This window comes from Leeuwenhoekiella polynyae (assembly GCF_004104075.1).
Lineage (GTDB): Bacteria > Bacteroidota > Bacteroidia > Flavobacteriales > Flavobacteriaceae > Leeuwenhoekiella > Leeuwenhoekiella polynyae.
In genome coordinates, this window is the sequence record NZ_QOVK01000004.1 from 35,173 (window position 1) to 49,280 (window position 14,108).

Consider the following 14,108-nt stretch of genomic DNA (forward strand, 5'->3'; position numbering starts at 1 on the left):
TCACTTAAAGGCTTGATGAAGATTCCGGAATTGGATTCGTTTTAGATTGGTCGGGGTACTTCATAAGCCTTCAGTTAGGCCACCGGGAATCTGTGGATATTGATTTGTTTACAGACGCTATTGTTTATTTCAATTGAAAAATATATCATTTTAAATTAATTAACAACAGTATCCCTATTCCGTGAATTACCCTCGGGGAACAGGGTTTAACTCGGTTTAAAAGCAGAGGGCGGTTTACCATACTTTTCTTTAAAAATCTTCCGGAAGTATTTTGCGTCACCAAAACCAACTTCATAGGCAGCTTGCGAGATGGTGAATTTTTCCTTTTTTATTAAATAAGCTGCGTGCTCAATTTTTATATTTCTTATGTATTCATTGATGTTTTGACCTGTTATTGCTTTGATTTTTCGGTAAAGGGAAGATCTACTCATACCTATTTTTTCTGAAACAACTTCTACGGTCTTAATACCTTGCTGCATATTATCAAAAACTATTTTGTGGAATTCAGATAAAAATTCTTTTTCTAGATCTAATAGCCTTTTTTGATCATTATCCTCTTCAGATAAATTAGATTCTGCAAATCGTTGTAGAAGCTTTACCCGGTTTTCAATAAGATTAGTAACTCTTGCTTTAAGCACCTGTACATTAAAGGGTTTAAGCATATAATCGTCAGCGCCTTCAGTATAGCCGGTTTCAATCATCTCAAAGTTACTTTTAGCAGATAATAAAATTATGGGAATGTGTGAAGTTTCCTTTTTATTTTTTATAAAATTACAAAGGTCAATTCCGCTTTTGACGGGCATCATAATGTCGCTTATAATCAGATCTGGTATATAGTTTATAGCTTTTTCAATACCTTCTTCGCCGTCTTCTGCATGAATGAGGTCATATTCCTGAGCTAACGTACTATCCAGAAATTCTAGAATATCTGGGTTATCATCAATGAGTAGGATAAGCTTTCTTTTATTTTCTGGAGAAGCAAGAATGTTTTTAACCTCTCTTTTTTCAACGTTTAAATTATTAGTATTGATCTGGTGTTCAATTAATTTTTTATCATCTAGTGGGTAATTGTTATCGGTGAGATACTCATCAAGTAAGCTTTCATCTTTAGGAATATATAAAGTAAAGACGCTTCCTTTTCCTTCTTTGCTAGTGACTTCTAGCGTTCCTTTATGTAGCTCAGCAAAACGCTTAGAAAGGGCAAGACCAATGCCGCTTCCATCTTTTTTAAGAGAGGTATTAGACTGATAATACCATTCAAATATATTATTTAGATCTTGGGCCTTAATGCCGCTGCCATTATCGCTAACCTTTAAGATTAACTGTTGTTCATCTTGCGTAAGTTCAACGTATATTTTTTCACCTTTTGGGCTGTATTTAATAGCATTTGAAACAAGGTTATTGATAATTACTTGAATTTTTTCTAAATCACAATAAACACGAAGAGGTGTCTGAGGCATTGTGATAACTAACTCAATACTTTTTTTCTTTAGCAGCGGATCATAACTAGCAAGCCAGTTGGCCAAATTCTTAGTTAAGTTGTATTGATTAATGTTCAATTTGCTTAAACCCTTTTCACTTTTTCTAAACTCAAGCAGTTTGTTTATAAACTGTAACAGGTTGTCTGCATTGCGTTTTATGAGTTTTAAGCTTTTACGATGTTGTTTGTGTACGGTCTCCTCTAGCAGGGTTTCTAAAGGAGCCAATATTAAAGTTAATGGAGTTTTTAATTCATGAGAAAAGCCGGTGTAAAATCGAATACGCTCTTCATTTAATTCGTTTTCAAGTTGTCTCTGTTTTTGCTCAAAAACTAAAGAATTTTGAAGCTTAATACGCTCTGCATAATAATTGAGACTTATCCAAAAGAGGAATATAAATACAACTATATAAAGAATGAATGCTGGTATTGTTTTCCAAATGGGCGGGAGTATAGTAATTTTTAAATCTTTAAAAATTGCAGGATTACCTTGGTTTTGAGCTTTGATTTTTAAGGTATAATCACCTGGTGTAAGATTGCTGAAATTAATTCGGGTTGAATTTTTTAAATCAATCCAGTGATTATCATAGCCTTCTAAGGAGTAAGAGTAATTTGTATTAGATGCAAATGGATAATTTAAGTTTGTGAAATCTAAAGAGAAATTAGTCTGGTCATGGTTTAACTGAATTTTTTCTGTGAATAAAATAGATTCAGTCAAAAGACTTTTTGGTTCTTCTGGTTTTATAGGAACATCATTATCAAAAAGTTTAAAGTTCTTTATAATAATATTATTTTTAGGAGCACTAACTTTTAATTGTTCGGGTTTAAAAACATTTAAGCCTTTGTTACCACCAAAGTATATATGACCAGATTTACTTTTAAATGTAGCCCCTATGTTGTATTCACTCTTTTGAATGTTATTGAAAGAATTTAAACTTTCTACCTCTCCTTTTTTGTAATTGTATTTAGTGATGCCTTTATATGTGCCTAAGAATATAGTTTCGTAATCATGAACTACGATACTGTTTACAGTATTGTTGCTTAATCCGTTAGCTTCGGTATAATTTAAAGCAGTTTCATCATCATCATTAAAATGAATAACCCCTCCATATTTTAAACCTGCAACAATACTATCGTCGTTAAGAACTTTGATGCAAAAAACTACATTATTAGTTAAGCCTTCTAGGTTTCCATTATAAAATGATTTTACGTCTCCTGTTTTAGGATTAAACCTTATGATTCCATTTCCATACGTAGCCATCCATAATACGCCGTGACTATCTTCATCAATGGCTCTAATATCCATACGACTTGAAATCTTATCTAGGTCACTGCTGTAATTAAATGTATTCGTGTTATCGTCGTATTTAAACAAACCGCCTCTATTTGTACCTACCCATACATTTCCATTTTTGGCTTGAAATAAGCATCTCACGTCGCTACCGTCTTTATTCTCACCTTTGAGGTAATATTGCCAGTTTTTTGTTTTTGTGTTATATCTATTAAGTCCGCCTTGGTAGGTGCCTATCCAGATATTTGCATTAGAATCTTCAAAAATTGTATTGATATGGTCTGTTGTTAAGCCATTTTTTTTACTCATAACACCATGATTAAAAAGACCGGTTTCTGGGGAATATGTATCAATACCTCCGCCATCTGTTGCTAAGTAGACCTTTCCGTTTTGCGATTCAAACATTCCGTTAATACGGTTATGTACTAACTTTTGACCACCCATCAGGTTGTTTTTTATCAACTTTATAGGCTCTCCAGAAGGATCAACAAAGTTGACTCCTGCGTTAGTACCTATCCACATAAAACCATTTCTATCTTTCTTTAAAGCATTAATAGAGGCATTGTAAACACTTGTTCCGTTTTCTTTTGGGGTGTATTTTATAACATTAAATTTTTTTTTGTCTTTTGTTATAGCATCTATATCAAATACATTAAGCCCCCCTTTATAGGTGCCTACCCACAATTTTCCCAAATTGTCTTCTTCTATAGCTAAAATTTGATCATTGCTTAGTCTTTGAGAATTTTTACCTTCTGTTATATTTATTTGCTCACCAGAATTTAAGAGGCCTATTAAACCTTGACTTGTACCAATCCATAAATTATTATGGCTATCAACAAAAAGAGTGTTGATTTGAGCGACAGTTTCATTATTTATCTTTAGTGGTATATGTGTGATTTTATGGGATTTTAAATCAAATTTATCTAGCCCATTATCAAAAGATCCTACCCACAAAGTCTCTTTTTGTTTGGTCATGCAAGAGACTTTTACAGAAGCTAATCCATTAGTGTTTTGATCTCCTTGACCATAATAAAGTTTTTCCTCGAAGCCTTCATATATAAGTAACCCCTGGTTATATGCTCCTACAGCGTAAGTACCATCACCAAGATCTTCATAAGAATTGATGCTTTGTCTTAGGTATGGATTGTAATTGTTGAGTAAATCAAATTTTTCAATTCTTTGGTTATAAATATTAAGACCACCATCTGTTGCTAAAATGATTTCTCCAGCCTCGTTAAGTGATACATCTTGGATGTAATTATTACTCAGCATGGAGTTCTCTCTTCTGTAGATTTTAAAATCTGCTCCATCATATCTGTTAAGTCCGTCAGAAGTTCCTATCCAAATGAAACCTAAAGAATCTTGCTCGATAGTTTTTACAATATTGTTAGAAAGTCCTTGCTGTGTATCGAGGCTATAAAATGTAAGTCTGTTACTAAGTGGAAAAGCTTCTTGATCATCGTTTTTTTGAGCAAAAAGAAAAGTGTTGACTAAGCCTGTGATTAACAAAAAAAAGTATTTTAAATTCATGTTAATGTCAAGTATTTAATTTTTTGAAAAATTAAGAAATAATTAGGGATTTAAATTTCGTGATGACTATTATTTAATAAATTAAGCTATTTGTGAGCAATTTGACCGCATACCCCCCTAAATTTTATTGATATAGCCCTTCTTAATAACTCTTAAATGTTAGAAAATTGTGAAGGTTGTTTTAAGTATTTGTAGTGAACAGCTATAAATTAAAAATAACACAGAATATCAAAATTGATAATTAAGGCTATAAAACCAAGTTGATGAGATTTTTACTTATTCTTAGTTTAATAATTACACAAAGTTGCACAGGGCAAAATCTAAATAATTCTTCATTTACTCCTGGAGATATTTGGAAAGATGCAGATGGCAATCATATAAATGCTCACGGAGGTGGTTTTTATTACGAAGATGGGACTTACTTCTGGTATGGGGAACATAAAAATCAAAACAGTTTAGCACAGGTTGGTGTACGTGTTTATAGCTCTGATGATTTATATAACTGGAAAAATGAAGGAGTGGCATTGTCTGTAAGTACTGACCCTAATTCTGAAATTACAACAGGGTCTGTAATAGAAAGACCTAAAGTTATTTATAATAAGAAAACTGATAAGTATGTAATGTGGTTTCATCTAGAATTAAAGGGTCAAGGCTATGCTGCCGCTCGTACCGGTGTAGCGATAAGTGACAATCCTTTAGGCCCCTTTAAATACATTAAATCATTTAGACCTAATACTAAGATATGGCCTAAAAATATAGATGATTCAGAGAAAGTTTACAATGAAGAAGATGAAAAGTTAGAATGGTGGACACCAGAATGGAAGGAATCTTTAATAGATGGATTGTATGTGCGTAGAGATTTTGAAGAAGGTCAGATGTCAAGAGATATGACGGTTTATGTTGATGATGATGGTAAAGCATACCACGTACATTCTTCAGAAGAAAATCAAACCTTACATATATCGCTTCTTACTGATGATTATTTAGATTTTACAGACACTTATGTACGTGTTCAGGAAGGCGGTCAGAATGAAGCACCTGCAGTTTTTAAGTCAGGTAACACATATTATATGATAACTTCAGGTTTAACAGGTTGGGATCCTAACCCTGCACGATCGTTTAAATCAAAATCAATGTTGGGTCCTTGGGAAAAATTAGGTAATCCTGCAGTGGGTGAGGAGGCAGAATTAACCTTCAGGTCTCAAAGTACATTTGTGTTGCCGGTCGCAGGTAAAAAAGACGCTTATATCTATATGGGAGATCGTTGGAATCCTAAAAATCATAGGGATGGCAGATATATATGGTTACCTATATCTATAACTAATGGGAAACCAGAATTCAAATGGCATGATGAATGGGATTTGTCATTTTTTGACACATTAGCACCTTGATTAATTCTTAAAATAGCGATCAAGTTTTAGAGATATCTCAATCGATTGAGTTTAAAACTAAAATTTAATAATAAATAAATAACCAACTAATAAATAGACAATTATGGATGAAAAAAATCAAAAAACATCAAGTGAACCTATTAAAGTTAAAAGTATCGAAAAATAGTTACTAATAAGAGATTCTGATTATGATTAAAAAATATTTAATGTACCAAAAAGCTGGAATAATTCTTTTGCTTTGCTTGCTACTCAATTCAATATCCACAGATTTGTATGGAGCAAGTTTATCATCAAAGCCTCCTCAAAAAGTTATTACAGGAACTATATTAGAGGGTGATAGTAGTACACCACTTCCTGGTGTAACCATTGTAGAAAAGGGAACCAAAAATGGTACAAGTACAGATTTTGATGGAAAATATTCTATATCCGTATCAGCGGGTGCTACTCTAGTATTTACTTACGTAGGCTTTGTTAGTCAAGAAGTAGTTGTAGGTGATGAGTCTCAGATAGACTTGACCTTAAGTCCTGATATGGATACCTTAGAAGAAACAGTTGTTATTGGGTTTGGAGGTAAACAGAAAAAGGGTAGTGTTGTTAGCTCTATAACAACAATTAACCCTAAAGAATTAAAGGGACCAACAAATAACCTTACAACAATGATGGCGGGGCGTGTATCTGGTATGATTGCTTATCAGAGAACTGGAGAGCCGGGAGCAGATAATTCTGACTTCTTTATACGTGGACTGGGAACTTTTGGTTCAGGTAAGCGTAACCCCTTAATTTTAATTGACGGAATAGAGTCTACAACAACTGATATGGCTCGTATTCAACCCGATGATATAGATAGTTTTTCGGTATTGAAGGATGCAGCAGCAGCGTCTGTATATGGGGCTCGAGGAGCAAACGGGGTTGTTTTGATCAGTACCAAAAGTGGTAAAGCAGGAGAAACTCAGTTTAATTTTAGATCTGAAACACGAGTTTCGGCAAACACTACAAACTTCAATTTTGCAGATAATATTACGTATATGAATCTAGCAAATGAAGCAGCCCTTACGCGTGACCGTAATGCAATTTTACCTTATTCTCAAACTAAGATAGATAGAACTGCTCAAGGAGACAATCCCTTACTCTATCCTAGTAATAATTGGATTGATCAACTTGTTAAGGATTATACTGTAAATCAAAGTTTGAACTTAAATGTAAGCGGAGGTAGTGAGAAGGCAAGGTATTATGTTTCTGGAACCTATAATATAGATAATGGTGTGCTTGATGTTGCTGGGATTAATAACTTCAACAGTAATATAAAGCTTCGTAACTATTCTATAAGAAGTAACATTAATCTACAGCTTACTCCTACCACAGAAGCTATTATAAGAGTTTCAGGTCAGTTTGATGATTATAATGGACCTGTAGGAGGTGGTCAGGCAATTTTTAATAGTGCTGTTTGGTCTAACCCGGTTGCATTTCCTGCAATTTATCCTTCAGAATTACTTCCTTTTATAGAGCATCCTCTTTTTGGAGGAGCACCTACAGGCGTTGCTTCTGAAACGTTGTTGAATAACCCGTATGCTCAGATGGTAAGGGGGTATCAAACAAGAAAGACTTCTACTATTCGCCCACAATTAGAATTGAAACAAGATTTATCTTTTATAACAGAAGGTCTTAGAGTGCGTACAATGGGATATCTGAGTAGATATTCTACATATAATGTTTCTAGACAATATAACCCCTTTTTTTATAGCTCATATTTAAACCCTATTGATGGTAATATTGAACTTCAGGTTTTAAATGACGGGAGTGCTAGTTCTATAGGTACTGTAGGGCAAGAATATTTAGGTTATGATGAAGGTGATAAATTATTAGATTCTAGGATATATAATGAGACTGCTATCAATTACGACAGAACTTTTGGAGAAAAACACGCTGTTTCTGTAATGTTACTTAATTTAATATCCAGTTATGAAAACGGAAACTCTGGTAGTGTACAAAGTTCTTTAGCAAGTAGAAACCATGGTGTATCAGGACGATTTACTTATGCATATGATAATCGCTATATGTTTGAAGGAAATTTTGGGTATAATGGTTCTGAGCGTTTTGCAAGAGGTAGTAGGTATGGTTTCTTCCCTTCGGTAGGTTTGGGGTATCGTATTTCTAATGAGAAATTCTTTGAACCTTTAAAGGATGTTGTATCTAATTTAAAATTTAGAGTTACTTATGGCTTTGTAGGTAATGATCAGATAGGTAACACAGAAGATAGATTTTTCTACCTATCTAATGTTAACTTAGACGATGGAAACTATGGTGTAAGTTTTGGACAAGACTTTGGATATTATCGTAATGGAGTTTATATCTCAAGATATTCAAATTATGATATTGGTTGGGAAGAATCAGAGCAAGTAAATTTAGGAGTAGATATAGGACTGTTTGGAGATCTTAATATCGTAGCAGATATCTTTAGACAGAATAGAACAAATATTCTACAGACTAGATCTAATATAGGTTCTGCTCTGGGTTTAACAGCTACTCCACAAGCAAACTTTGCTAAGTTAGAGAGTTATGGTCTTGACCTTACTGCAGATTACAACAAGCAGTTGGGAAAATATTTATGGACGCAATTGAGAGCTAATTTTACCTATGCAGATAATGAGATTTTAGAATATGATGAGGTCGATTACCCGGAGAATTTAGCATACAGGTCGCAGATAGGTCAAAACGCTTCTCAGGTTTATGGGTATATCGCTGAACGTCTTTTTGTAGATCAGGAAGAGGTAGATAATTCCCCTACGCAGTTTGGAGAATATACAGGTGGAGATATAAAATATCGTGACGTTAATGGAGATGGGGTTATCTCACAGAGTGATATGGTGCCAATTGGTAACCCTACTACTCCGAAGATCATTTATGGTTTTGGAGGTACAATAGGTTATAAAGCCTTTGATTTGAGTGTGTTCTTTCAAGGATCTGCGGGTTCCAGCTTTTTCATCAACCCACAGAATATTTCTCCTTTTGTTATAAATGGCGGAGCACAAAATGGACTGCTCAAAGTTGTAGCAGAGGATTACTGGTCAGAGGAGAACCGTGACGTTTACGCATTTTGGCCCCGTTTAAGTCAGACTTTTATAGAGAATAATAACCAGACTTCCACTTGGTGGATGCGTAACGGAGATTTCTTAAGATTAAAAACTTTAGAGGTTGGCTTTAATGCTCCACAAAAATTTCTAGAAAAATTTCATATTAAAAGTTTACGTCTTTATGCTAGCGGTCTTAACCTGGCTGTGTGGAGCAACTTTGATTTATGGGATCCTGAAATGGGAGGTAACGGTTTAGGATATCCTATTCAATCGGTATACAACTTAGGCTTACAAGTAAACTTTTAATTAGCGATGATGATGAAAGAATTTAAAACAGTTAAAATGAAAACATTAACTATGAAAAAATGTTCACTTTGGAAAAAGCTGGGTGTTGCTATTGCTATTCCAATGATGTTGAATTTACAATCTTGTGAAGACTCATTTTTAGATGTAGTACCAGATAACGTAGCAACAATTGATCAGGCTTTTAAATTGCGCAACGAGGCAGAAAAATACTTGTTTACTTGTTATGCTTATATGCCTAGAAACGGGAGTCTGATTCACAATCCGGCAATGTTAGCCGGAGACGAAATGTGGATACCTGATCAGCGACAGGCACTGACTATTTATTCATTAGATATAGCAATGGGTAATCAACGTGTTTCAAATCCGTATTTTAATGCATGGGACGGGTATTATGATGGAGGTGGTCCTGGAGATGGATATAACCTCTTTGATGGGATACGACATTGCAATATATTTATTGAAAATTTGAGTGACGCTAGTAAGGTTCCTGATATTCAGCCTAGTGAGCGGGAGCGTTGGATTGCAGAGGCTAAATTTCTCAAAGCTTATTATCATTTTTATTTAATGAGAATGTATGGTCCCATACCGGTTATGAGAGAGAATATTCCTGTTGATGCGCCAAGTGAAGTCTTAGATGTTAGTCGTGATAATTGGAATGAGAGTATCGCATATCTTGTAGAGTTATGTGATGAAGCTATCGCTATTTTACCTCCTTCTATAACTGATATAAATTCAGAACTAGGTAGAATCACAAGACCGATTGCATTGGGTTTAAAAACACGTATTTTATTAACAGATGCGAGCCCTTTATTTAATGGTAATTCAGATTTGGCCGGTTTGGTAAATAAAGATGGTACGCAATTATTTGATACAGATTATGATGCCTCAAAATGGAAATTAGCAGCTGATGCAGCTTTAACAGCTATTGAAGCTTCTGAAAATGCAGGTCATTCACTATATGAGTTTCCGGGATCAGGTTTTACCTTAACAGATACTACGACCCAAAAGCTAAGCATTCGAAATGCAGTATCAGAACGTTGGAATTCAGAAGTAATCTGGGGAAATACAGTAAGTCGAACGAGTGAAATACAATTACATGCTATGGCGCCATTAACTATTGAGCATTCTCACAATAATGCACATAAAATAATGTCTCCAACTCTTAAAATAGCACAACAGTTTTATACTAAAAACGGAGTGCCAATTGATGAAGATACTACGTTAGACTTTAGTGATATTCTTGAGTTGAGAGAGGCCGGTGCTTCAGAAAAAAACAATATAAGACAGGGTTATACCACTTCTATTTTAAATTATGACCGGGAGCCCAGATTTTATGCAGATTTAGGTTTTGATGGATCTATCTGGTATAAGTACGATAGCGGTTCTGACGATACTAAATTTCATATAGAGGGTAAATACAATGATTATGCAGGAAGTAATACAGCCTTCTTCTTTAATATGACAGGATATTATGTGAAGAAATTAGTGAATTGGAATCAAAGTTTTGGAGAATCATCAGCGTCTTATAGAGATTATGCTTGGCCCGAATTAAGACTTGCCGATCTATATCTTATGTATGCCGAAGCTTTAAATGAAGTACAAGGTCCTACCCCTGAAGTTTTTGAATATTTAGATAGAGTTAGAGATCGAGCTGGTCTAGATGGAGTACAGGAATCTTGGGCTAACTTTTCTTCAAACCCTAATAAGCCTAATTCTAAAGAAGGATTAAGAGCTATTATTCATCAAGAACGCAATATAGAAATGGCCTTTGAGGGGAGTCGTTTTTGGGATATTCGCAGATGGAAAGAGGCTTCTCGAGAGTTTAATGAACCCATACGCGGTTGGAATGTTTTTGGAGAAGACGAGGCATCATATTATCAGGTTAGAACTGTTTTTCAACAGCGATTTGTTTCACCTAGAGATTACTTCTGGCCTCTTGCAGAAAATACATTATTACAAAATTCAAATTTGGTTCAAAACCTAGGATGGTAATAGAATAACAAAATTAAATAGAGATATTATGAATTGGAAATTATTTAAAAAGATGGGTTTTTACCTGATAGCCGCTATGCTTATAGTTGGTTGTTCAGAAGAAGATGTTAATGAGCCTTTAGAAAATAATTCTGAAAAACCGGGTCAGGTAACAGATATCATAGTAGAAAACCTAGCAGGAAAAGCCAAGCTAAGTTATACATTACCTAAAGATCAGGATCTTTTATACATCAAAGCAGATTATGTTTTAGAAAACGGTAGAGAAATGAATGTAAAATCATCCTACTATAACAGTTCAATGATTTTAGAAGGATTTTCTGGTAATTCTGAAGTTGAGATTTCGGTTACAACAGTTAATCGAAGCGAAGTTGAATCAGATCCTGTTCGTATAACCGTAGCTCCTAATCTGGCACCTATATATGATGTATATGAGAGTTTAGAAGTGTCACCTGCATTTGGGGGTATTTATGTTTCTGCGGACAACCCAGAACGAGAAGACATCGCTATTCTCGTAATGGAACAAGATGAGTATGGTGACTGGGTTACTTTAGGAAACAGTGTTTATACATCTACTAATGAAGTGAAAAGTACCCTAAGAGGTATGGATACAATAAACAAGAAGTTCGCTATTGCAGTAAGAGATAGATGGTTAAATTATACAGATACTTTGTTTGCGGAGATCAAACCATTATTTGAAGAAGCAATTCCTAAGTCTGGTTACAGAGGAGTTAGACTGCCTAATGATGCACCATTTCATCCATCAACTTCTTTAGAAGGTTTATGGAATGGAAATATTATGGATTGGCCACAAATTTATCTTACTGAGGGTACTTACACAGCCTCTAACCACATACTTACATTTGACATGGGAGTGCAGGCAAAATTGAGTAGAATTGTGATTTGGGATTATCCTGAGTATTTTAATGGTAGGTCTTATTACTATTTAGCGTGTATGAAACGCTTTAGAATATATGGGTCTGATGTTTTAGAGACATCAGGAGATCTTTCTAAATGGACATTGCTGGGAGAATATGAAGAGGTAAAGCCTTCTGGCTTACCCTATGGGCAGCAAACTAATGAAGATTATCAAACTGCAAATGCTGGTTTTAGTTGGGATATTCCTATAGAGATGCCACGAGTGAGGTATATAAGAATAGAAAATTTAGAGAATTGGGCTGGAGGAAGACAATTTGCTATAGGAGAACTTCAGGCATATGGCAATTCACAGTAGTAACACAAAAAATAGTATTCATATGAAAACATTTAAAAAACAATTTTTTCTCTTGCTGTGTTTTGTGGCTTTAGTCCTTGTTGCAGCTTGTTCAGATGAGATGGAAGATTACAGAAAATTTACTGAAGGCGGTGAAATTAACTATACAGAAAAAATGGACTCTATAAAAGTATTTACAGGAAGAGAAAGACTGTATTTACAGGGCATAGTTAATGCAGATCCTAAAATTACAAGTTTTAGAGTGTATTGGAACAGTAAAGCTGATTCTGTAGTAGTACCGGTAACCCGTACTAAACCAGTAGATACCTTAAGTGTATATATAGATGATTTAGAAGAAAATATATACAACCTTGAAGTTCGTACCTATGATGATGAGCTAAATAGTTCTATACCAGTAAATATAACAGCAGAAGTATATGGCTCGCGATATCAGAATACACTTTATAATAGACCTGTTATAAGTAATGTTTTGATTGGTAATGATTTAACGGTGAGTTATTCGTCAATGGATTTAACCACTGGGGTTTTAGGTACAGAAATTCAATATACATCTAGCAATACTTCTGAAATAGAAGAATTTTATGTGCCTATTGATTCAGCTATGGCTTTTATAGAAGATTTTACGAGCGGTTCAGAATATCAATATCGAACGATTTTTAAACCGGAACCTACTAGTATAGATACGTTCTATACCGATTATCAAGGCTATATTCCAGAGCCAAAATTGACAGATCCTCCTTATCTTTTGAACAGCTCTTATCCTTTTGAAATTTTAGAAGGTGGAAGTCGCTGGGGAACTCCAGTAGGTTGGATACACAATGAGGCTGCACTTAGCCATGGGGGATATGGGGCTTTAGATGGTGAATTATTTGATCTGGAAAGTGGTTGGGGTGAACCTGACCTAATAAATGCAAAAGTTTATCAAACAGTGATTTTACCTGCAGGTACCTATGCATATTCTATAAATATTGCTGAGACTAATTATGAGGGAGCAGATAATAACTTAGATAAAGCGTACTTCACAGTAGCAAAAGGCCCACAATTACCAGATGTATCTGAAGTAGAGACATCTTCTGAAACGCTTGCATATGAACGAGTTAATAAAGCTAACGGACTTAATAGCTTACTCACGTTTACATTAGAAGAAACAACACAATTATCTATAGGTGTTCAGACTACAAACGATGGTGGAGCAGGTAGGTATCTTAAGATTAATTCTTTTAAGTTAAATCAATTTTCTAAAGCACCCTATCTTGAAAATGCAGTTGCACCTTATAAATTGTCTTCAAGTGGAAGTCGATGGGGAACTCCTGAAAATTGGATACATAATGATGCTGCAATGAATCATACAGATAATGGGCCTCAAGGTGCATATGATGGGAACTCAGCAAAATGGGATTTAGAAAGTGGTTGGGGACAACCTAATATCGTAAATGGTAAAGTTTATCAAGTTTTATTTTTAGAACCAGGTACCTACACGTATACTGTGACAATTTTTGCGACAAACTATACTGGTACTCGGGGTACCTCTGATCAAGCTTATTTTGTTGTTGCAGAGGGGGAAACATTACCTGATGTAGCTGACGTTGAAACAGCTGAAGAAACTCTAGTCTATGATAGGGTTGACTCAGCAAATGACAATACAAGAATTTTAAGTTTTACAATTTCAGAACCAACTAAAGTAGCTATAGGCGGAGAAACTACTAATGAAGAGGGGGTAGGTCGTTTTTTACAAGTGGAGTCATTTAAACTGGTAAAACAATAAACAGGTCATTTTTTTAATTGAAAACAGGAAGCAGATTCTAACTGCTTCCTGTTT

Annotated in this window: 6 protein-coding genes; 5 read left to right on the forward strand and 1 reads right to left on the reverse strand. The window is 34.7% G+C overall.

Translation table 11 applies throughout. The annotated features are described in order from the left end of the window. Positions 1-206: 206 nt before the first annotated feature. Positions 207-4,277, reverse strand: a complete 4,071-nt coding sequence (locus DSM02_RS06825) for a hybrid sensor histidine kinase/response regulator transcription factor (RefSeq protein ID WP_240673997.1) — start codon at positions 4,275-4,277, stop codon at positions 207-209. 284 nt (positions 4,278-4,561) lie between these two features. On the opposite strand from DSM02_RS06825, the gene DSM02_RS06830 reads away from it, so the two are divergent. The 5 genes from DSM02_RS06830 (at position 4,562) to DSM02_RS06850 (ending at position 14,054) form a co-directional block, all read left to right on the forward strand. Continuing rightward, on the forward strand, positions 4,562-5,689 hold the full coding sequence (locus tag DSM02_RS06830; protein ID WP_128764915.1) for a glycoside hydrolase family 43 protein: 1,128 nt from the start codon (positions 4,562-4,564) through the stop codon (positions 5,687-5,689). A gap of 206 nt (positions 5,690-5,895) precedes the next feature. Continuing rightward, the gene (locus DSM02_RS06835; protein WP_128764916.1) at positions 5,896-9,066 is read left to right on the forward strand and encodes a SusC/RagA family TonB-linked outer membrane protein; all 3,171 of its coding nucleotides are present in this window, start codon (positions 5,896-5,898) and stop codon (positions 9,064-9,066) included. A gap of 36 nt (positions 9,067-9,102) precedes the next feature. Continuing rightward, positions 9,103-11,058: a RagB/SusD family nutrient uptake outer membrane protein gene (locus DSM02_RS06840; protein ID WP_240673998.1), complete on the forward strand. Its 1,956-nt coding sequence runs from the start codon at positions 9,103-9,105 to the stop codon at positions 11,056-11,058. Positions 11,059-11,086: 28 nt separating this feature from the next. Beyond that, positions 11,087-12,289 carry a DUF4959 domain-containing protein gene (locus DSM02_RS06845; RefSeq protein WP_128764918.1) on the forward strand — a complete coding sequence of 401 codons (1,203 nt, stop codon included), beginning with the start codon at positions 11,087-11,089 and terminating at the stop codon, positions 12,287-12,289. A 22-nt stretch (positions 12,290-12,311) separates the two neighbouring features. Then, complete coding sequence (locus DSM02_RS06850; protein WP_164918253.1) at positions 12,312-14,054, forward strand: DUF4998 domain-containing protein; 1,743 nt, start codon at positions 12,312-12,314, stop codon at positions 14,052-14,054. Positions 14,055-14,108: the final 54 nt, after the last annotated feature.

Coding starts and splice junctions, on each gene's coding strand:
- DSM02_RS06830 (WP_128764915.1), top strand. CDS start 4,562: ATGAGATTTTTACTTATTCTTAGTTTAATAATTACACAAAGTTGCACA.
- DSM02_RS06835 (WP_128764916.1), top strand. CDS start 5,896: ATGTACCAAAAAGCTGGAATAATTCTTTTGCTTTGCTTGCTACTCAAT.
- DSM02_RS06840 (WP_240673998.1), top strand. CDS start 9,103: ATGAAAACATTAACTATGAAAAAATGTTCACTTTGGAAAAAGCTGGGT.
- DSM02_RS06845 (WP_128764918.1), top strand. CDS start 11,087: ATGAATTGGAAATTATTTAAAAAGATGGGTTTTTACCTGATAGCCGCT.
- DSM02_RS06850 (WP_164918253.1), top strand. CDS start 12,312: ATGAAAACATTTAAAAAACAATTTTTTCTCTTGCTGTGTTTTGTGGCT.